The organism is Aurantiacibacter zhengii (assembly GCF_003584125.1).
Lineage (GTDB): Bacteria > Pseudomonadota > Alphaproteobacteria > Sphingomonadales > Sphingomonadaceae > Alteraurantiacibacter > Alteraurantiacibacter zhengii.
Genome location: NZ_QXFL01000001.1, coordinates 74,130 through 93,871, shown reverse-complemented (window position 1 = coordinate 93,871; position 19,742 = coordinate 74,130). Strand labels below are relative to the sequence as shown.

At 63.5% G+C, this 19,742-nt stretch carries 17 protein-coding genes; 9 read left to right on the top strand and 8 right to left on the bottom strand.

What is annotated here, in order from left to right; all coding sequences use genetic code 11:
* The first annotated feature begins 1 nt into the window (after position 1).
* The 6 genes from D2V07_RS00430 to lexA all read left to right on the top strand — a co-directional run bounded on the left by D2V07_RS00430 (position 2) and on the right by lexA (position 4,900).
* The gene (locus D2V07_RS00430; RefSeq protein WP_119584058.1) at positions 2 to 628 is read left to right on the top strand and encodes an anthranilate synthase component II; all 627 of its coding nucleotides are present in this window, start codon (positions 2 to 4) and stop codon (positions 626 to 628) included.
* Positions 625 to 1,617 carry an anthranilate phosphoribosyltransferase gene (trpD, locus tag D2V07_RS00425; protein WP_119584057.1) on the top strand — a complete coding sequence of 331 codons (993 nt, stop codon included), beginning with the start codon at positions 625 to 627 and terminating at the stop codon, positions 1,615 to 1,617. Before D2V07_RS00430 ends, trpD begins: the two co-directional genes overlap by 4 nt.
* Positions 1,614 to 2,402 (top strand): indole-3-glycerol phosphate synthase TrpC, encoded by a 789-nt coding sequence (gene trpC / locus D2V07_RS00420; RefSeq protein WP_119584056.1) that lies wholly within the window; start codon positions 1,614 to 1,616, stop codon positions 2,400 to 2,402. The genes trpD and trpC overlap by 4 nt, the downstream gene beginning before the upstream one ends.
* Positions 2,403 to 2,486: 84 nt before the next feature.
* Positions 2,487 to 2,957, top strand: a complete 471-nt coding sequence (moaC, locus tag D2V07_RS00415; RefSeq protein WP_119584055.1) for a cyclic pyranopterin monophosphate synthase MoaC — start codon at positions 2,487 to 2,489, stop codon at positions 2,955 to 2,957.
* A complete protein-coding gene (locus tag D2V07_RS00410; RefSeq protein WP_119584054.1) occupies positions 2,954 to 4,159 on the top strand; it encodes a molybdopterin molybdotransferase MoeA in 1,206 nt (401 codons plus the stop codon). The genes moaC and D2V07_RS00410 overlap by 4 nt, the downstream gene beginning before the upstream one ends.
* A 69-nt stretch (positions 4,160 to 4,228) precedes the next feature.
* Positions 4,229 to 4,900: a transcriptional repressor LexA gene (gene lexA, locus D2V07_RS00405; RefSeq protein ID WP_119584053.1), complete on the top strand. Its 672-nt coding sequence runs from the start codon at positions 4,229 to 4,231 to the stop codon at positions 4,898 to 4,900.
* 91 nt (positions 4,901 to 4,991) lie between these two features.
* Here lexA and D2V07_RS00400 read toward each other — a convergent pair whose 3' ends face one another.
* Positions 4,992 to 7,181: a ComEC/Rec2 family competence protein gene (locus tag D2V07_RS00400; protein ID WP_119584052.1), complete on the bottom strand. Its 2,190-nt coding sequence runs from the start codon at positions 7,179 to 7,181 to the stop codon at positions 4,992 to 4,994.
* A gap of 28 nt (positions 7,182 to 7,209) precedes the next feature.
* Between D2V07_RS00400 and gltX the strand changes: the two genes are divergently transcribed.
* Together gltX and D2V07_RS00390 are read left to right on the top strand one after the other, a co-directional pair.
* Positions 7,210 to 8,640 carry a glutamate--tRNA ligase gene (gene gltX, locus D2V07_RS00395; RefSeq protein WP_119584051.1) on the top strand — a complete coding sequence of 477 codons (1,431 nt, stop codon included), beginning with the start codon at positions 7,210 to 7,212 and terminating at the stop codon, positions 8,638 to 8,640.
* Between the two features lie 46 nt (positions 8,641 to 8,686).
* Entirely contained in the window at positions 8,687 to 9,973 is a 1,287-nt protein-coding gene (locus tag D2V07_RS00390; protein ID WP_119584050.1) for a citrate synthase, read from the top strand.
* Between the two features lie 66 nt (positions 9,974 to 10,039).
* On the opposite strand, the gene D2V07_RS00385 is transcribed toward D2V07_RS00390, so the two are convergent.
* From D2V07_RS00385 to D2V07_RS00375, 3 genes are read right to left on the bottom strand one after another with little or no spacing between them, the layout of a single operon-like run.
* The gene (locus D2V07_RS00385; protein ID WP_233548182.1) at positions 10,040 to 11,419 is read right to left on the bottom strand and encodes a sensor histidine kinase; all 1,380 of its coding nucleotides are present in this window, start codon (positions 11,417 to 11,419) and stop codon (positions 10,040 to 10,042) included.
* 4 nt (positions 11,420 to 11,423) lie between these two features.
* Positions 11,424 to 12,383, bottom strand: coding sequence for a hypothetical protein (locus D2V07_RS00380; RefSeq protein WP_119584048.1), 960 nt, complete (start codon positions 12,381 to 12,383; stop codon positions 11,424 to 11,426).
* 35 nt (positions 12,384 to 12,418) lie between these two features.
* Entirely contained in the window at positions 12,419 to 13,525 is a 1,107-nt protein-coding gene (locus tag D2V07_RS00375) for a hypothetical protein (protein ID WP_147366871.1), read from the bottom strand.
* A gap of 210 nt (positions 13,526 to 13,735) precedes the next feature.
* On the opposite strand from D2V07_RS00375, the gene D2V07_RS00370 reads away from it, so the two are divergent.
* Complete coding sequence (locus D2V07_RS00370; RefSeq protein WP_119584046.1) at positions 13,736 to 16,297, top strand: coiled-coil domain-containing protein; 2,562 nt, start codon at positions 13,736 to 13,738, stop codon at positions 16,295 to 16,297.
* A 9-nt stretch (positions 16,298 to 16,306) separates the two neighbouring features.
* Here D2V07_RS00370 and D2V07_RS00365 read toward each other — a convergent pair whose 3' ends face one another.
* From D2V07_RS00365 to D2V07_RS00350, 4 genes are read right to left on the bottom strand one after another with little or no spacing between them, the layout of a single operon-like run.
* Positions 16,307 to 16,588 (bottom strand): DUF1467 family protein, encoded by a 282-nt coding sequence (locus tag D2V07_RS00365; protein WP_119584045.1) that lies wholly within the window; start codon positions 16,586 to 16,588, stop codon positions 16,307 to 16,309.
* A gap of 2 nt (positions 16,589 to 16,590) precedes the next feature.
* Entirely contained in the window at positions 16,591 to 18,240 is a 1,650-nt protein-coding gene (locus D2V07_RS00360) for a ribonuclease J (RefSeq protein ID WP_119584044.1), read from the bottom strand.
* Positions 18,237 to 19,016, bottom strand: coding sequence for a type III pantothenate kinase (locus tag D2V07_RS00355; protein WP_119584043.1), 780 nt, complete (start codon positions 19,014 to 19,016; stop codon positions 18,237 to 18,239). The genes D2V07_RS00360 and D2V07_RS00355 overlap by 4 nt, the downstream gene beginning before the upstream one ends.
* A complete protein-coding gene (locus D2V07_RS00350; protein ID WP_233548181.1) occupies positions 19,016 to 19,741 on the bottom strand; it encodes a biotin--[acetyl-CoA-carboxylase] ligase in 726 nt (241 codons plus the stop codon). The genes D2V07_RS00355 and D2V07_RS00350 overlap by 1 nt, the downstream gene beginning before the upstream one ends.
* Position 19,742 lies beyond the last annotated feature (1 nt).

Sequence of the window (19,742 nt, the reverse complement as noted above, 5' to 3'; positions counted from 1 at the left end):
CATGAGCCAGCACCCCGACATTCTTGTCGTCGACAATTACGACAGCTTCACATTCAACCTTGTCCATTACCTGATGGAACTGGGCGCGAAGGTGGACGTGGTGCGCAACGACGCGCTGACCGCCAGCGAGGCGCTGGCAACGGGCGCGAAGGGCATTTTGCTCTCACCCGGCCCGTGCACGCCCAACGAGGCTGGCATCAGCCTCGACGTGGTTGCCGCATGTGCCGACGCGCAGCGCCCGCTGCTGGGGGTATGCCTGGGACACCAGTCCATCGGCCAGCATTTCGGCGGCACCGTGGCGCGGGGCGGACTGATGCACGGCAAGACTTCGCCGGTCGATCACGATTCCAGCGGAGTGTTCGCGAGCCTGCCCTCGCCCTTTATCGCCACCCGCTATCACTCGCTGATCGTCGAGGATATTCCTGCCTCCCTGCGCGTCAACGCCACCAGCGAAACGCCGGGGCTGGACGGGACGGCCGTGATGGGCTTTCGCCACGCAGAGCTTCCGATCCACGGCGTCCAGTTCCATCCCGAAAGCATCGCCACCCAGCACGGCCATAAATTGCTCGCCAATTTCTGCCGGATCTGCGGGATCGATGCGAAACTGCCGGAAAGGCTGGCGGCATGAACGTGCTGCCGCCCGTCGATCATCCGCTGACAGAGGACGAGGCCGAGCGCGCCTTTGCCGACATGCTGGATGGCAAGCCTTCGGAAGAGGAAATCGCCGACTTCCTCTCGGTCATGTCCGACCGCGGCGAACATGCCGAGGAGATCACCGGGGCGGCGCGCGCCATGCGCGAGCGGCTGATCCCCATCGAGGCCCCCGCCAACGCCATCGACGTGTGCGGCACCGGCGGTGACGGTCATCACACGCTCAACGTCTCCACCGCCGTGTCTTTGGTGGTCGCCGCCTGCGGCGTGCCGGTGGCAAAGCACGGCAACCGGGCTGCCAGCAGCAAGGCCGGTGCTGCCGATACGCTAGAGGCGCTGGGCCTCGACATGGACGCGGCCGGACGCACGGCGGAACATACCCTGCGCGAGATCGGGATCTGTTTCCTGTTCGCCAAGAACCATCATCCGGCCATGGCCCGCATCCAGCCTATCCGGCAGAAGCTGGGCAAGCGCACGATCTTCAACCTGATGGGCCCGCTTTCGAACCCGGCCCGCGTCAGGCGGCAACTGATCGGTATCGCCCGCCCCGCCTATGTTCCCATCTATGCCAATGCCATGGCCCGCCTTGGCACCGAGCGGACCTTCATCGTTTCGGGTGACGAAGGGCTGGACGAGCTGAGTCTGGACGAAGGCAACGAACTTGCCGACGTGCAGGGCCGCGAAGTGCTGATGAGGCGCGTTCGCGCCGAGGACGGCGGATTGCCGCACGCGCCGGTAGAGGCAATCCGCGGCGGCGATGCGGTTCACAATGCAAGAGCGCTGGAAGCCCTGCTGATGGGCGCACCCGGCCCCTACCGGGATGCCGTGCTGTTCAACTCCGCAGCGTCGCTGATCGTCGCAGGCGAAGTGGAAAGCTGGGAAGACGGGGTCGAGGAAGCTGCCGAAGCGCTCGACAAGGGGCTGGCCAAGGCCCTGCTGGACTGCTGGATTGCGGCCGCGAAATGAACAAGCTCGACGAAATCTGCGCCACGAAGCGCGAGGAAGTGCGTGTCCGCAAGGGCCTGAACACGCTTTCGGATCTCGAACGCCTCGCTGCGCAAGCAAGCGCGCCGCGCGGGTTCCGCGATGCCTTGGAGGCGAAAGCGGCAGACGGGTTCGGGCTGGTGGCAGAGATCAAGAAGGCCTCTCCATCCAAGGGGCTGATCCGCGAGGATTTCCGCCCGCACCAACATGCAATGGACTACGCGGCGGGCGGCGCTGCGTGCCTGTCGGTGCTCACTGACGCGCCCTATTTTCAGGGACACGAGGATTATCTGCTGGAAGCCCGCGCCTCCTGCGCGCTGCCGGTCTTGCGCAAGGATTTCATGGTCGACCCGTGGCAGGTGGCGGAAAGCCGTGCGCTGGGTGCCGATGCCATTCTCATCATCGTTGCCGCGCTGGACGATGCCCTGATGACCGAGATCGAGGCGGCAGCGCTGGATCACGGGATGGACGTGCTGGTGGAAGTGCACGACGAAACCGAGATGGAGCGCGCCGCAACCCGGCTCACCTCCCGGCTGATCGGCGTCAACAACCGGGACCTCAAGACCTTCACTACCGATCTCGCCACGACCGAACGGCTTGCCGCTCTGGCGCCTGAGGGATCGCTGCTTGTGGGCGAAAGCGGCATCAACACGCATGCCGATTGCCTCCGGCTGGAGCAATCCGGCGTCCGGTGCTTTTTGGTCGGGGAAAGTCTGATGCGGCAGGCCGATGTCGAAGCCGCCACGCGCACCCTGCTGAACGGATAGGTTCACCTAAACGGCGATAAGGTTCACCAGAACTGCGGGCCAAGGGCATTGCTCCCATCGGGCGATCTGCGATAGGTCGGCGCCATGAGCGGACTGACCCATCTCGACGATACCGGCGCGGCGCGCATGGTAGATGTCGGCAACAAGCCGGAAACCATGCGTAGCGCCACCGCTGCGGGCAAGATCCGTATGTCGCCACCCACCCGGGAAGCGGTTCGCAATGGCAGCGGCCCCAAGGGTGACGTCCTTGCGGCAGCGCGAATTGCCGGGATCATGGCTGCCAAGAAGACCGGTGACCTCATTCCTCTATGCCACCCGCTGGCCCTGGATACCGTCAGCATCGACTTCGATTATGAAGAGGACGGCGTGACCGTCACTGCGCGCGCCGCGCTCACCGGCAGGACCGGCGTAGAAATGGAAGCCCTCATTGCGGCGACCGTCGCGCTCCTTACCCTGTACGACATGGCCAAGGCGCTGGAGAAGGGCATGGTGATCGAAAACGTCCGCTTGCTGGAAAAGTCGGGCGGCAAGAGCGGCGACTGGCGCGCGGAGTGAGTGCCGGGCCGCCGATTCCGCTGGAGGAAGCGCAAACCCGGCTATGCGCGTTTGCCTCGCCCCTGCCCGCGGTAAGCGTGGAGACCGGGAACGCCGCGGGCTACTACCTCGCAGAAGACCTGATAGCTCGCCGCACCCAGCCCGGTTCGGATCTTTCCGCCATGGATGGCTATGCCGTGCGCGCAGACGACCTTGCCGGGCCGTGGACTGTGGTGGGCGAAAGTGCCGCAGGGCATCCCTTCGGCAAGGCGCTGAAAGCAGGAGAGGCGGTCCGCATCTCGACCGGTGCCATCATGCCGCAAGGCGCAGGCGCGGTGTTGTTGCAGGAAAACGCGGCGCGCCACGGCAATACCGTTTCCTGCAACGGCGAAGGCGAACCCGGCGCAGAGCATATCCGCCGCAAGGGTTTCGATTTTTCGGAAGGCGACCTGCTGTTGCAAGCGCGAACCTGCGTAGGTCCGGCCCAATTGGCGCTAGCCTTGGCAGGCGGCAATGCGACCCTCCCGGTGCATGGACGACCTTCTCTCGCCGTAATCGACAGCGGGGACGAACTGAGCACCGATCCTGCGAATTGCGACGCCCACCAGATACCCGCCAGCAACGGGGCGGCGATTGCGGCAATGGCAGCTTCGCTCGTGTCGCAAATACACCGCATCGGGCCGGTACGCGATCGAATCGAGGCCCTACTCGAAAGCCTTCAGGCGGCCTCCGACGCTGATGTCATCGTGACCAGCGGGGGCGCTTCGGTGGGAGACCACGATCTCGTGAGACCCGCGCTGGAGAAATGGGGCGCCACGATCGAATTCTGGCGCGTGGCCATCAAGCCGGGGAAGCCGCTGCTGGTCGCAACACGCGGAAAGCAGATCGTGCTGGGGTTGCCGGGCAATCCCGTGTCCAGTTTCGTGACCGCCTATTTCTTCCTCCTTCCCCTGCTGCGCAAGATGGCCGGGGCCCGCCATTTCCTGCCGTTACCCATGCCGATGGCCTGCAACACGCCTTTGCCTGCTGGGGGCCCTCGCGCCGAGTTCTTGCGAGGACGGATTGTCGGAGGCGCGGTCGAGTTGATCGAGGAAAGGGATAGCAGCGCCTTGCGCGCCCTGGCCGGTGCCGACGTGCTGATTGGCAGAGACATCGACGCCCCTTCGTCGAAAGTGGGCGACGTGGTGCCGACCTATCGCATCCAGAATGGTGGTATCGCTTGACTTGCGCGAATCTGTTTCTTAATTGTTCCTTATTCGTTCCAAAGTGGAACATTGATGAGGGGCTTGCCCATGTTGACTGCCAAGCAACACGAATTGCTGCTGTTCATTCACCGTCGACTTGAAGAAAGCGGTATTTCGCCCAGCTTCGAGGAGATGAAGGAAGCGCTCGACCTGAAGAGCAAGTCAGGTGTTCACCGCCTGATTTCTGCTTTGGAGGAGCGTGGCTTCATTCGCCGCCTGCCGAACCGTGCCCGCGCGCTCGAAGTGGTCAAGATGCCGGAAAACCTGGGAAGCAAGGCGTCCGACGTCGTGGCGAAGGTCGCCACTCCGCCCGCTCGGCAGCCCGAACCGGCCAACGACGTGATCGAAATTCCGCTGCACGGCAGGATTGCTGCAGGTGTGCCGATAGAGGCTTTGGAAGACAGCCAGACGCTTCCCGTGCCCGCTGCCCTGCTAGGCGCTGGCGAACACTACGCGCTGGAAGTTTCGGGCGATTCCATGATCGAGGCCGGCATCTTCGATGGCGACTACGCCCTCGTGAAAAAGGCAGACACCGCACGCGACGGCGATATCGTGGTGGCTCTCGTCAATGACGAGGAAGCGACCCTGAAGTACCTGTTCCACGATGGCGGCAAGATCCGCCTGGACCCGGCCAATGCTTCCTACGATCCGCAGGTCTACGAAGACCGGCAGGTAAAGGTGCAGGGAAAGCTTGCAGGGCTCCTGCGCCGCTACCACTAGGGCTGGTACTACCAAGCGAAATTGCAGGAGGCGGTACCCGAGGCAGGGTGCCGCCTCTTTTGCGTCAGACGGCTCTGCAACACCTTGGTGTTCAGCGAATATCCTCTCGCCCGCGCCACCAGCCATGCTCGCCCTGCGTGTCTGCGACCGAGCGAATTTCTGGCTCTTGGCCGAGCACCACTGCCAGCCCGCCCGACTGGGACAACATGCGCGCGTCGGCCTTGAGCCATTTGGGCTCGCAGCTATGCGGCAGCCAGCGCTCGGAAACCACGATATCCGCCCGCTCGCAGGCGGCTGCCAGGGCGCGCTCGCCGACGATGTTCCGGCTGCGGCTCATCAGCACGTGCCATTCGCGCCCGCCCCGATCCAGCGTGACCACACAGAAGTCGGCGCTGCAATCTGCACCGGGCCAATCCGCCATGGCAATCGGCTCTCCTTCTACGCCTGCGAGTTCCAGCAGGTTGTCCCGCGTGTAATCGCTGCGCGTGTCGCGGAGGATCAGCAGCCGGTCGTCCTCTCCGGTGATCCCGACATGGCGGCCATCGCTGGAAATCAGCACGTCGGGTATGGGCGTCGTCAACAGCATGGCCGTGGCAAGAACGGCGGGCGCAAATCCCCACAGACGTGCCCTTCCCCGCCACAGGGCGAGCCACAGGCCACCGAACACGTAAAGCGCGAACGTCAGGCCGGTGATCTGGGGTATCAGCTTGACCGCGCCGGGCTGGCTGGCGGTGAAATGGGCTATACCCACCAGCAGGTCCAGCGAAAGACCGGCCAGCCACCAGGCTGGCGCGCCGAGGCCCACGAGGTCCAGTGCCAGTGCAAGGGCAATCAGCGGCATTGAAATGAAAGTCACCAGCGGTATGGCGATGACATTGGCAAAAGCGCCGTAGACGCCCGCCCGGTGAAAATGAAAAAGCACGATCGGCATCAGCGCGATCTCGATCACCATGCCGGTTGCCATCAACATCAGTGTCTGGCGACCCAGCAATCCGGCGCGCCCCTCTTCCCGCGGGGCCAGGAAGCGCTTCACCGGCTCGGCGTTATGCAGCGCGACAATGGCAATCACGGCCGCAAAGCTCATCTGGAAGCTGGGGCCAACCAGGCTTTCGGGCCATAGCAACAGGACAGCTACGGCAGCGACGGCAACCATGCGCAGCGAAAGGGGCTCTCGCCCCATCGCAAGGGCTCCCAGCACCAGCAGCGCGGCAATGCAGCTGCGCACGGTGGGCACCTGTGCTCCCGTCAGCAGGGTATAGCCGATACCCGCCAGCGCAGCGATGCCCGCCGCAGCCACCGGCAGGCGTACCCGCAACACCAGCGCGGGCCAGAGCGCCAGCAGCCTGATTGCCAGCAAATAGGTGCCTGCAATAACGGCGCTGACATGCAATCCGCTGATGGAGAGCAGGTGCGTGAGACCCGCATCCCGCATCGCGTCCTCGTCAGCTTCGCTGATCGCACCCCGGTCCCCGCTGGCGAAGGCGGCAGCGATGCTTCCGGCGGAGCCATCCAGGTTTTCGCGAACATGGCCCGATAGGCGCCTTTGCAACCCTGCGATGAAATCGCCATCCGGCGCCCCTGGCTCCAGCACGCGAATGTCGCCCTGCACGCTGCCCGTGGCCGCCAATCCTTCGAACCAGGCGGTTCGCGCAAAGTCATATCCCCCGGGCAGCATGGGCGGCGCGGGCGGCATCAGGCGGGCCTGCACCTCGATCATGGCGCCCTCTGCGATAGCGGGGGTGGCAACATCCAGCGGCACGTTCACGCGTATCTTGATCGGCTCGGCGCTCTCCGGATGCCGCGTGGCCATGACAACCCTTATGCGGTCCTGAGCGGGTTGCTCGATCCGCTCCAGCACGCGGCCGCGAAACGTGTCGTAAATGGGCCTTTCCAGGGCCTCGGCCCCCACAAGGTCGGAGCGCGCCCACGCCAGACCGGTGCCGAATGCCAGCAGGAGGCCGCAGGCGACCAGCGCATGCACCAGGTGGACACGGTCATCTCGCGCCTTCCATGCGGCAACTGCGCCAAGGGCGAGGACCAGTCCGCCCGCGATCGTGAGCACCCATGTCGCCGGCCCCGGCAATGCGAACCATGCACCTATCCCGGCAGCCAGGGCCACGGCCAACCACGGCCCCCTGTCAAAGCCCGAACTTGCCAGGAATTGTTCTGCGCGATCAGCTACTCTGGACAAATCCCGCAGCTTTCGCCAAGGCGTGTGCTGCGTCGCACCATCGCCAGCGTCCTCGCCCAGCGGTACCAGGGGCTGATAATCGGTGGCCATGAAAATATAGGACAGGAAACAAGCGGTTATGGCAAGTTCGATTGGCAATGGTTCGCAGCAGCGTCCGGTAGTGACGCGCTTCGCACCCAGTCCAACCGGCTTCCTGCATATCGGCAATGCCCGGACCGGCCTGTTCTCCTGGCTCTATGCCCGCCACCATGGCGGCACCGCCCTGCTGCGGATCGAGGATACCGACAAGAAGCGCTCCACCCAGGAAGCAATCGATGTCATCATCGAAGGACTGGACTGGCTGGGCCTCGAATTCGACGGTGATGTCGTCTACCAGAGCGAGCGCGCCGAAAGGCACGCCGAAGTGGCTTTGAAATTGCTGGAGGCCGGGCACGCTTACAAGTGTTTCGCCTCGCCCGAGGAACTCGCGGAGATGCGCGAACAGCAGAAGGCCGCGAAGCAGCCGCTGCGTTATGACGGGCGCTGGCGCGACCGCGACCCCTCCGAAGCGCCCGCAGGCGCGCCCTTTACCATCCGGATCAAGACCCCCGAAGGCGGCGAGACGGTGATCGAGGATGCCGTGCAGGGCCGCGTTAAGGTCGACAACCGCGAGATCGACGACTTCATCCTGCTGCGCGCCGACGGCACGCCCACCTACATGCTGGCCGTGGTGGTGGACGACATGGACATGGGCTGCACCCATATCATCCGCGGCGACGACCACCTGAACAATGCCTTCCGGCAGATACAGGTTATTCGCGCGATGCAGGGTATCGAGGATGGCTGGGAAGAGCCGACATATGCCCATGTTCCGCTGATTCACGGCAATGACGGGGCCAAGCTTTCAAAGCGCCACGGCGCCCTGGGCGTGCGCGACTATCGCGACATGGGTATCCTGCCCGAAACGCTGTTCAATTACCTCCTTCGCCTTGGCTGGGGCCACGGCGACCAGGAAGAATTCACGCGCCAGGAAGCCATCTCGCTGTTCGATATCGATGCCGTGGGCAAGGGCCCGAGCCGCTTCGACATGAAGAAGCTGCTGAGCATGAACGGCAATTACATTCGCCAGGCAGACGATGCGCGGCTTGCCAGGCTGGTCGCGCCGCTGATCGACCCCGATGCCGATGTGGAACTGCTGACCCGGGCCATGCCCGAGCTGAAGACCCGCGCCCGTGACCTCAACGAACTGGCAGACGGTGCGTCTTTCCTGTTCAAGCAGCGTCCGCTGGAATTGACCGAGAAAGCCGCAGGGTTGCTGGATGATGAAGCTCGCGCCCGCCTTCGTGCCATCGCGGATCGGTTGCGCGGCGAAACGGACTGGACAATCGACGCGCTGGAGGCCAATTTGAAGGCCTACGCGGAAGAGCTCGAACTGGGGCTCGGCAAACTGGCGCAGCCGCTCCGCGCTGCGCTTACGGGGCAAACAACCTCGCCCGGAATTTTCGACGTGCTCGTTCTCCTCGGTAAAGAAGAGAGCCTTGCGCGGATCGACGATCAAACCGACGGCTGAGATTATCTCTCACCTGTCGATAGCAAACATATGAAGGAGAACAGCTTTGGCTGACAAGCAGGCGGATTTGACGGTAGCAGGCGAAAGCTTCGATTTCCCTACCCTGGAAGGCAGCTGCGGCCCGGATGTCATCGATATCCGCAAGCTCTACGCCAAGACCGGACGGTTCACATTCGATCCCGGCTACAAGTCCACGGCATCGTGCGAGAGCGCGCTGACTTTCATCGACGGTGATGAGGGCGTCCTGCTGCACCGTGGCTATCCGATCGGCCAGCTGGCCGAACAGTCCAGCTTCATGGAAGTGGCCTACCTGCTGCTGAACGGCGAACTGCCCAGCCAGGATGAATACGCCGACTTCACCAACACGATCACCTATCACACCATGCTGCACGACCAGATGCGGCAGTTCTACCAGGGTTTCCGCCGCGATGCGCACCCCATGGCGATCATGTGCGGCGTGGTGGGCGCGCTGTCGGCGTTCTATCACGACAGCACCGACATCTCCGATCCGGAACATCGCAAGATTTCCAGCCACCGGTTGATTGCGAAGATGCCGACGATTGCGGCCTGGGCCTACAAGTATGCGGTAGGGCAGCCCTTCATGCAGCCGCAGAACTCGCTCAGCTACACGGGCAATTTCCTGCGCATGACCTTTGGCGTTCCGGCTGAAGAATACGAAGTGATCCCGGCGGTCGAAAAGGCCATGGATCGCATCTTCATCCTGCACGCAGACCACGAACAGAACGCCTCGACCTCCACCGTGCGGCTCGCCGGTTCGTCGGGCGCCAACCCGTTCGCCTGCATGTCTGCCGGCATCGCCTGCCTCTGGGGCCCGGCACACGGCGGCGCGAACGAAGCTGCGCTGAATATGCTGCGCGAGATCGGCACGCCCGATCGCATTCCGCACTACCTTGAGCGGGCGAAGGACAAGAACGATCCGTTCCGCCTGATGGGTTTTGGCCACCGCGTGTACAAGAACTACGATCCGCGCGCCACGGTGATGCAGAAGACCGTGCGCGAAGTGTTCGACGCGCTGAAGGTTACCGATCCCGTCTTCGAAACTGCCCTGCAGCTGGAAGAAATGGCGCTGAACGACGATTACTTCATCGAGAAGAAGCTGTTCCCCAACGTGGATTTCTACTCCGGTGTGATCCTGTCGGCCATCGGCTTCCCGACGACCATGTTCACCGCCCTGTTCGCTCTTGCCCGCACCGTGGGCTGGGTTGCGCAGTGGAACGAGATGATCTCCGATCCCGGCCAGGTCATCGGTCGCCCGCGCCAGCTCTACACCGGGCCGACGCAGCGCGATTACGTTCCGATCGGCGAGCGCTGATCGCCATCACAGTGTATTCACGGGATGCCCGGTCGAAAGGCCGGGCATTTTCGTATGCGCCGGCTGTCAGCGCGGCTCCTTGCGGCGCTCCTCGAAGCTGGGAAGCTCCAGGATGAACCGCGCGCCCTGCCCCTTCGCCGATTCCACCGTCAGCGAACCGCCCATGGCCTGGGCCAGACGGCGAGAGATATAAAGGCCGAGGCCCGAACCGCCATCGCCGCTGCGACCGAGCCGCTCGAACTTTGCAAAGACCTTGGCCTGTTCGTTTTCGTCCAGCCCTTCACCCTGATCGGCCACGGTGATGCGCGCCCGTTCACCTTGCTGTTCGGTCCGGATCCAGATTTCGCCGCCCTCGGGCGAATGGCGAATGGCATTCCCCACAAGGTTGAGCAGCACTTGGAGAACACGGCGAAATTCGCCGATCGCGGGCACGCTGTCGGCTGACTTTGGCGCGTCGAGCGTGATGCCACGTTCCGCGGCGCGCACCCCCAGAATTCCCACCGCACGCTGAGCCACGTCGGCCAGATCGATTGTGTCCGGCGCGGTCTCGAACTGTTCGTCCTCGACCAGTTCCAGCGTGGTGAGATCGTCGATCAGTGCGAGCAGGTGCTCCCCTGCCGAGGCGATATCCGCCGCGTAGTTGCTGTATTCCTCGGCCAGCGGCCCGGCCAGCTGCGTACGGATCGTTTCGGCATTGGCGATGATCCGGCTGACCGGCTGGCGCAGGACCGGGGCAATATCCCGTCCTATGCCGCTGGTGCGTTCCGGATCGCGCTCCGGCCTTTTCGGCTTCTCCGGCTCGGCCCGTTGGGGCGCGAGATAGAGTTCGAACCCCGCACTACCCGGCTGCGGCTTGCCAAGGGGTACCAGGTGGACATTCCACCGCCGTTCGGAACCGGGAATGTCGACCGATGCGCCGTCCAGCAAGCGCCAGTGCAACGGCTTGTGATGCGTTCCACCGCTCGGTGAGACGAACCTGGTCCAGGTCTCACCGATACCCTCGCGCATCTGCGCAGCCAGGTCTGAGAGGTCATGCGCATCGCTATCGACGCTGAGCAGTTCCTGCGACGGTCCCAGCCTTGCGCTGAGGCCTGCGACATGCCGGACAAGAGCAAGCTTATCGCTTGTGCCTGCGGCTTGCGAGAGGGGGCGCAACGGCTCTGCCTGCCAGTCCGCGATGACGATAGATGCGCCCTCACCTTCCGGCTTTACCTCGACCCAGGCTGTCACCTGCTCGCTTTCGTCCTGTGCGCGGATGACACGGGCCAGTCGCAGGCCGTAAACGCGCGCCTTGCGCACCAGTTCGATCAGCGCAGGCGTGACCAGCGCACCGGGGAATTCGCCTCCTGCACGCAGGTGAAATCCCGCGAGCGGCTCCTCCGCCTCGACAAGGCGATCCTGCGCGTCCGTACGTCCGCGCGCGATTATGGGCGAAGGAGAGGCCACGGCCTCAGTGCGCCGTTCCCGGCGCTGCCGCGCCCAGCAACTCTGCTGCCCGGTCGGCGCGCAGGGCATCGAAACCGTTGGGCAGCGTGATTTCGGGATGAAGGTAGAGGAACTGCTCCTCCACCGCACTCTGGTTCAATCCCGCAGCCCGTAGCGATATGGCGAGCCGCGCACACTGGTTCTCGCCCAGCGAGAGAACGACGATGTCGCGCTCCTGCTCGCACGCCATCGACAAGGCGGTAGAGAACAGCGACAGCCCTGCGTGATCGACGCTGAGCGCGCGCCGGGCAGTCTGGTTCATTGCCATGACCAGGCGCGTCATCTGCCCGATCCGGCGCTCGCTTTCGTCGAAATTCTTGCGCAGCCGGTTGCACACCGCCTTGGCTGCATCGGCGTGGTCGTCCTGCGATGTCTTGAGCAGCTTGGTGGCTGTGTGGAATAATTCTGCCGGCAATTCCGCCAGCGGCAATTCCATGCGGCGCTGCTTTTGCATGAAACGCGCCTGTGCGGCGAGGACGTGCATGGCAGCAGCGGCCAGCGCCTGGTCCGAAGAAGCTGCCAATTCCTGCATTAGCGGAGAGAGAACAGGGTCGATGCCGCTGCGTCCGTGCAGCCGTTCGGCCAGCTGGGCCTCGATCGTCAGGGCATGGGCGTGGCCGAGGAAGGCGGTATCCTCCAGCAACAGCGTGGCAAGTTCGTCCTGCCTGCCATCGACGAACTCGTCCCTGTCGGGGAAGGCCAGCTCCGCCGCCAGCTCGAACAGCATCTGCCGGGAAAGATGGACCATCATCCCGCGAATCTTGGCGATCACCTCGTCGCTGAACAGCGCGTGGTCGTCATTCGCCAGCAGATGGCGCAGGATCGGCCGGGCGGTGGACAGGATGACATCACCCTGCGCCAGTTCACCGCGCAGCATGTCCTCGACGGACTCGGCGGACGGCCCGGCTGTTGCTGTATCGTTCATGGGTTTCGGCATAGCGCAGCTTGGTTAAACCCGCGTTATCTGCGTGGCGAAATGGTATTGGCGGCCAGCACCAGCAGTCCCGCCAGCATGATGCCGAGTTCCGGCTTCGCGATTGCGGCCAGGATTGCCAAGAATCCGCCGATCACCATCCGGTCTTTCAGGGGTAACAGCCATCGAGGCAGGACGCGCTTGTCGAGCAGGAGAAGCCCGAAGGCGAGCACCGCAGGCGGAAAAATCGCCCGGTAAGGCAAGCTGTCGATCGCCAGCACGCCGAGCACGAACAGGGTGGCATCGACGGCGAAACATATCCACGGCCACCGTCGCAACTCTCCGAAGGGTGCCACGCCCAGCCTCGAAATCGCGAGGAACAGTTCCAGCACCGGGACGCTCAGGGCTGCGAGCGCGAAGCCGAAAGCAGGACGCTCGTAGATCCCTGCTGCCATGCTCGCCCCCATCAGGCAGAGCGCCAGTGTGAGTGCCGCAGCCCGCGCGTGGCGCATTTGTGCGAGTTTGCTGCCCGCGCCGGTAATGAATTTGCGCGCGAGCCAGCGAGACGGCGCCCCTGCCACCTCCCCGCCCAGCTGGTTGTGCAGCCACTCTGCCGTTCGGCTTTCGGCAACCTCGCGGGAGGAAACCTGTATCCATCGACCGTCGTCCAGTGACGAATCGGCCAGGCGAGCTTCCGGCAGGCGCTGCTGAAGCGCGATTCGCAGCAGCGCACCGTGCGGCGCTACGTCTTCGGGCAGACCTGCAAGGCCGCCTAGCAGGTGTCCCGGAATTGTCATGGCCCCAGCCCATGCGCGATCGAGATCGATCCTTTCGAAACCTGCCCTGGCACCCGGTCCGGCAGACACGACGAGTATCCGATCGCCCTCGGCGCGCAGGAGGTCCAGAGCGACGCGCGATTCGGGCAGGAGACCGGGGGTCAGTACCAACAGGCTGTCATCTTCGCGGATGATGCCGGGTAAGGCATGGGCGGTGGAAATCACACTGAATTTCACGCCTACGCGCTCTGCCGCGTGGCGCAGGTCGATCCCGTCGGGCGAAGCCCCGCTGCCGAACGCGATGACGCTTTCGCACCCAACCTCGCGCGCGAACAGCAGCTGCCGATGCGCGACAGACTTACCTGCAATAGCCGGCATTATGCCTTCGCCTGGATGCGGAATGGCAATCAGCGCTGCGCGCATAGGTGGACTTTGCTGTCTGGCATGGCGCCTAGCTAGGCCGCGCATCGCACGATGCCAAGATGGCGCGACCCCCTCCCCGATAAAACGCACGCTGGCTGCGCTGCCCGGTGGGTTTTAACCATTTGCGGTGGTCCCAAGGCTTTTACTGTGTGTTAAGGACGAGGCATGACCCGCAGACACAATCTTGTTTCGGAGCAGGACGATTCTGCTCGCGATGTGCCCGACGACACCCACGTTGCCGATACCTATGACACCTCCGATCAGGAGGTTTACGAGGAGCAGTATTGGGAAGAAGAACCGACACGGGCGAAGGCGACGTGGATCGTCCCCGCCGTCGTCATAATGGCGGCGCTCGGCTGGACGGCGTTCTTCGGCTGGGTCCACCAGCGGGAAATGATCTCTGGCGCCACCCCGGCCCAGTGGATCGACTGGATCGTGCAATGGTCGGTGCCGCTCGTATTGCTGAGCGCGCTTTACATCATCGCAATGCGCAACAGTCGGCGGGAAGCGAACCGCTTCACCGATGCTGCGCGCGCCCTTTCCGAGGAATCCGCTCGTCTTGAAAGCCGCCTGCTCGTGGTGAACCGCGAGCTGGCCCTCGCACGAGATTTCATCGAGTCCCAGTCGCGAGACCTGGAGAGCCTGGGCCGTGTCGCAGCGGAGCGACTGTCTACCAATGCCGATCACCTGCAGGGCCTGATCCGCGACAATTCCACGCAGATCGACAACATCGGTCACGTCAGCGATTCCGCGGTCGCCAACATGGAAAGGCTGCGCGACCAGTTGCCCGTCCTCACCAATGCCGCGCGGGACATGAACAACCAGGTCGGCAATGCCGGCAATTCGGCTCAACAACAGGTCGATGGCCTGCTCGCCTCCTTCGAGCGGTTGAACGACCTGCACCACACCGGCGAAGCGCATGTCGCGAAAATTGGCGAGAAGGTGGAAGCCACCCTCACCGCTTTCGAGGAACAGATTGCCGCCCTTGGTGACCTCACGGCGCAGCGGTTCGACCGCCTCCGCGCGAGCACCGACGAATTCCGGAAACAACTCGACGGTTCGGAAGAGCGTGTTTTCGATGCGATTGCCGCGCGTTCCGAAGCACTCGCCCGGCAGCTTCAAGACGATGCCGAAGCCTTGCAAGAGCGCGAAGCGGCAGCGACTGCCTCCATGCGGGACCGGCTGGCGTCATTGCGGGTCGAAGGTGAGAAGCTCGTCGAAGGGCTGGAAGGCGGCCAATCGACGGCGATCAAGCGCTGGTCTGATTCTATTACGGCTCTGGAAGACCGGATGAAGCAGGTGCTGGAAGGTATCATCAAGCTGGACGAAACGGCGATGACGAATGCCCGCATGCGCCTCGTCGCCCTGAACGACGAAGCTGGCAAGGTGGACCAGGGGCTTGCCGACGCTATGAACGCGTTCCAGCAGGATTTCGAGCAGCGGCGTGAAGCAAATGCTGCAGCCCAGCAGGAGACGCTGGCCGCGCTGGAGGCGCGCATTGCCGAATTCGACCAGCGTGTGCAGGAACGCCAGGAAGAACACCTTGCCCATGTCGCCGGGCTGGCAGAGCGTGGCGAGGCACTCGCCGGAAGGCTCTCCTCGCTCGATACAGACATGGTCCGGCTGGGATCCACGGCTGACGATACGCATGGACGCGTGGCAGAGGCCGCGGACATACTGTCCGATCGCCTGTCGCAAAGCCGCGCAGTGCTGGAGGAAAGCAATGCGTTCATCACCCGGCTTACCGACGACAGCGTACGCCTGCTCGAAATCGTCCGCTCCACAACGCACCATTCGCAGGGTCCGCTTTCAGATGCCGTCGCCAACGCCGAAAGTCGCCTTTCTTCCTTCGACAGCTCGGCGAGAGAATTGCATGGCCTGATCGAAGAGGCCGAAAACCGTGGTGGTCGCCTTGCCGAGCAACTCGACCAGGCACGTCAGACAGGCACGGCTTCGGTCGAACAGCTTGGCGAAATGGAGCGCCAGTTGGCCAAGGTCGGAAGCGAAGCAGACAAGCTGGCGGAGCGTACGTCCAAGGAACTGCGCGAAGCCATCGACATGTTGAGCGCCGCTTCGGCCGAGGTCCTCGAAAACCTGCGCGGAGAGCAGACCAACGCGGTAGCCGACCTCGCGGAAAAGATCGCCGAGGCAAGCCGCGAGCAACTGGCCGATGCCATGCGCCGCCATGCCGAGGAAACCATTGCCGAACTGGAAAAGGCAACCACCCGGGCCGACGATGCCGGTCGCAAGACCGCACAGGAACTTCGCGAACAATTGGCAAAGGTCAACGAACTGGCTGGTAACCTGGAAGCCCGCGTACAGTATGCGCGAGATCGCGCGGAAGAGCAGACAAACAGCGATTTCACACGTCGCATGGCCCTGATTACTGAGGCCCTGAATTCCAGTTCCATCGACATTGCCAAGGCGTTCGACAACGATGTGGGCGATACGCAGTGGGCCCATTACCTGCGCGGGGACCGCGGAATATTCACGCGCCGGGCGGTCAAGTTGCTGGACAAGCACGAAGCCCGGCAGATCAACGGCGTCTATGCCGAAGACGCGGAATTCCGCGAAACCGTCAACCGATACATCCACGATTTCGAGGCGATGCTGCGTGGCATCCTTTCCACCCGCGATGGCAATGCCCTGGCGGTGACGCTGCTATCCAGCGATATGGGCAAGCTCTACGTCGCGCTGGCGCAGGCGATCGACCGGCTGCGGGACTAGCGCCCCGGGCTATTGCGGCGGTGGGTTCAACTGACCGAGGATATCGATATCCTCCACGGTCACCCACCCCTGGGTATAGTTGGCGATGTAAAGCGCGGCGAGTACTGCGGCGAGCACGGACGCGCGCAGAGCCAGGCGCCCCGGGCGGAAGTTGGCCGGTGCGCTGTCGGCCTGCCCGGGGATCTTTTCCAGGCCCGCTTCGTCATGCGTCTTTACACCGAACGGCAGCAGCAGGAATGCGCTCATCACCCAGAACAGCGCATAGATCGCGATGATGGACGTGATCTTCATTGCTATTCGCCCGCGATGATCACGCGCGTCTGCGGTTTCTTGCCCGACCAGCGCTGGGCGGCGCGCCGGGCAGCAAGGCGGGCAGCCTCCAGCACTTCCTCACGATCTTCGCGGCGACGCCCTTTAAGCTTGCCGATGGCCGCGGTGACGTCGGCCTCCGCCTCCTCGACGAACTCGTCGTAATCCTCGTCCAGCGGCAGACCGATCCCTTCCACGTGTACGCCGCCCGCTTGGTCCAGCACGACGATCAGCATGCCATCGCGTGAAAGACGGCGGCGCATCGTGACCGCATCCCCGTCGGAAGGCACGATGATGTCACCGTCCAGCACAAGGCGTCCGGTGCGGACCTGAGCTATCTTGCCCGGTGCGCCGGGCGCGAGGCGCACGATATCGCCGTTCTTCTGGTAGATGCTGTGGGCAATACCGGATTCACGACCAAGCCGCGCCTGTTCCTGCATATGACGAATCTCGCCATGCACCGGCACAAGGATTTCGGGGCGCAGCCAACCATAAAGCGCCTCCAGTTCCGGGCGACCGGGGTGGCCGGAGACATGGATCTCGCTCTGGCGGTCGGTCACCATTACGATGCCACGCTCGGCAAGCTGGTTCTGAACGCGGCCGATGGCGATGTCGTTGCCGGGTATTACCCGGCTCGAGAAGAGGATCACGTCGCCTTCGTCTAGGCTGATGGGATGGCTGTCATCGGCGATCCTGGACAAGGCAGCGCGAGGCTCGCCCTGCCCGCCCGTGGCAATGACCATGATTTCGCCGCGGGGCACCCCCATGGCGGTATCGAAGTTCACGACGTCTGGAAAATCGTCGAGATATCCATTTGCCTTGCCGACCTCGATCATGCGGTCGAGCGAACGGCCGGCCACGCAAAGCTGGCGCCCGGTTCGCTGGGCCACCGCGCCAAGGGTCTTGAGGCGGGCGACATTGGACGCGAATGTGGTGACAAGTACGCGTTTTCCGCGGTGCTTCTGCACCTCTTCCAGCAGCCCGGTGTAGACCGCGCCTTCGCTGCCCGAAGGTACGGGATTGAAGACGTTGGTAGAATCGCACACCAGCGCCAGCACGCCGCCGTCGCCGATGGCGGTAAGCTCTTCTTCCGTCGCAGGGGTGCCGATCTGCGGATCGTCATCCAGCTTCCAGTCCCCGGTGTGGAAAATGCGACCGTAGGGCGTCTCGATAAGCAGCGCATTGCCCTCGGCAATCGAGTGAGCCAGCGGGATGTAGGTAATCGAGAACGGTCCAAGATCGAACTCGCCATGATCTTCCTCGATCACGTTCAACTCTACCTGCCGGGTCAGGCCGGCCTCATCCAGCTTACGCACGATCAGGTCTGCGGTGAACGGCGTTGCATAAAGCGGCACGCCCAGATCGGCGGCGAAATAGGGTATCGCGCCAATGTGGTCCTCGTGCGCGTGGGTCAGGACGATGCCGAGCAGGTCCTTCGCGCGCTCTTCGATGAACTCAGGGTCGGCGAACATCAGCTCTGTGCCGGGATATTCGTTGGAGCCGAAGCTCATCCCCAGGTCCACCATCAGCCACTTGCCCTGGCAGCCGTAGAGGTTAACGTTCATGCCGATCTCGCCCGATCCCCCGAGGGCCAGAAAAAGCAGTTCGTCTTGCGGGGTAAAATCTTTCTTCATGTCGCTCCAGCGCGCTGGGCCAGGATTTGCAGGCCGCGTATGGTAAGGTCGGCGTCAATCACGTCGAATATGTCAGTCTTCTGGTCGAACAGGATGGCGAGGCCGCCCGTGGCGACAACCTTTACGGGGCGGCCGATCTGCGCCTTCATCCGCCCTATCAGCCCCTCTATCATGGCCACATACCCCCAAAAGACCCCGATGAGCATCTGATCTTCGGTATTGCGACCGATGACGCTGCTGGTCTTGGGCGCCTCTATGGCGATGCGCGGCAGCTTGGCGGTCTTGCCCACTAGCGCATCCAGAGAAAGGTTGATTCCCGGCGCGATGATGCCGCCCTTGTAGGCGCCGTTGTAATCCACCGCCTCGAACTTGGTTGCCGTGCCGAAATCGACCACGATCATGTCGCCGCCAACAAGCTCATGAGCAGCAATGCAGTTCAGCGCGCGGTCCGCCCCGAGTGTTTGAGGCTGCTCCACATCGATCTCGAAATTCCACGCGGCCTTACCCTGGCCCGCGATAAGCGGTTCGATGCCGAAGTATTTCTGCGCCAGGACAGTGAGATTGTGATCAGCCCTCGGCACGACCGAGCCAAAGATGATGCTCGTCACATCGCTGCGGTCTAGCCCCTCGATGGAAAGCAGTTGGAGCAGCCAGGTGGCGTATTCATCGCCCGTCCGGCGCCCGTCGGTGGCAATGCGCCAGCGCGCACGGATGTCCTGCCCATCGAACAGGGCGAAAACGACATTGGTGTTGCCGACATCGACTGCGAGCAGCATCAGCTTTCCTCCAGCATTACATCGCCTGCGTGCACGATATGTGTGGTGCCATCGGGCAGGCGCAAGCGTAGCGCGCCATCTTCGGTCAGGCCATCGTACTTGCCCGAAAGCTGCGTGCCCCCGGCATCGTGGACTTGAAGCGGGGTTCCGGGGCGGTGGGCGGCGGCTTTCCAGCGGTTCGTGATAGGCTCAGCCCCATACTCCCGCCAGCGCTGCAACTCCACGGCGAATTGCGCGGCCAGCGCCTCTGCAAAAGCATCCCGCGCGGGGGCGGGACCGCTATCCGAGAGCGAGCGCACCTTGCGATCCGTGACTGTCGGGGCAGCGGCCAGATTCACGCCGATACCGATTACGACATGGCCGCGCTCAGCTTCCAGCAGAAGACCGCAGAACTTCGCACCCTCAAGCAGCACGTCGTTGGGCCACTTCAGCATCAGGCTCGCCGGATTCGCCAGAAAGGGAAGCACCGTTTCATAGACCGCAAGCGCAGCCACGAAACTGAGCGTTGCGGGCCGCGGATCGCGGTCCTGCAGACGCACAACCGTGGAGCCCATGAAGTTGCCCGGCGCGTCTATCCAGTTGCGCCCTTGCCGTCCTCGCCCCGCGCCCTGCCTGTCCGTGACGAGCCAGAACCCTTCGGGAACCAGCTCATTCGCTGCGAGGCGCGCCAGAAGGTCGGCATTGGTGCTGCCGGTTTCAGCGACGTAGTCTATCCGCGACGACACA

Coding starts and splice junctions, on each gene's coding strand:
- D2V07_RS00430 (WP_119584058.1), top strand. CDS start 2: ATGAGCCAGCACCCCGACATTCTTGTCGTCGACAATTACGACAGCTTC.
- trpC (WP_119584056.1), top strand. CDS start 1,614: ATGAACAAGCTCGACGAAATCTGCGCCACGAAGCGCGAGGAAGTGCGT.
- D2V07_RS00355 (WP_119584043.1), bottom strand. CDS start 19,016: ATGCTGCTCGCAGTCGATGTCGGCAACACCAATGTCGTTTTCGCCCTG.
- lexA (WP_119584053.1), top strand. CDS start 4,229: ATGTTGACTGCCAAGCAACACGAATTGCTGCTGTTCATTCACCGTCGA.
- D2V07_RS00380 (WP_119584048.1), bottom strand. CDS start 12,383: ATGAACGATACAGCAACAGCCGGGCCGTCCGCCGAGTCCGTCGAGGAC.
- D2V07_RS00365 (WP_119584045.1), bottom strand. CDS start 16,588: ATGAAGATCACGTCCATCATCGCGATCTATGCGCTGTTCTGGGTGATG.
- D2V07_RS00375 (WP_147366871.1), bottom strand. CDS start 13,525: ATGCCGGCTATTGCAGGTAAGTCTGTCGCGCATCGGCAGCTGCTGTTC.
- D2V07_RS00360 (WP_119584044.1), bottom strand. CDS start 18,240: ATGAAGAAAGATTTTACCCCGCAAGACGAACTGCTTTTTCTGGCCCTC.
- moaC (WP_119584055.1), top strand. CDS start 2,487: ATGAGCGGACTGACCCATCTCGACGATACCGGCGCGGCGCGCATGGTA.
- gltX (WP_119584051.1), top strand. CDS start 7,210: ATGGCAAGTTCGATTGGCAATGGTTCGCAGCAGCGTCCGGTAGTGACG.
- trpD (WP_119584057.1), top strand. CDS start 625: ATGAACGTGCTGCCGCCCGTCGATCATCCGCTGACAGAGGACGAGGCC.
- D2V07_RS00400 (WP_119584052.1), bottom strand. CDS start 7,181: ATGGCCACCGATTATCAGCCCCTGGTACCGCTGGGCGAGGACGCTGGC.
- D2V07_RS00370 (WP_119584046.1), top strand. CDS start 13,736: ATGACCCGCAGACACAATCTTGTTTCGGAGCAGGACGATTCTGCTCGC.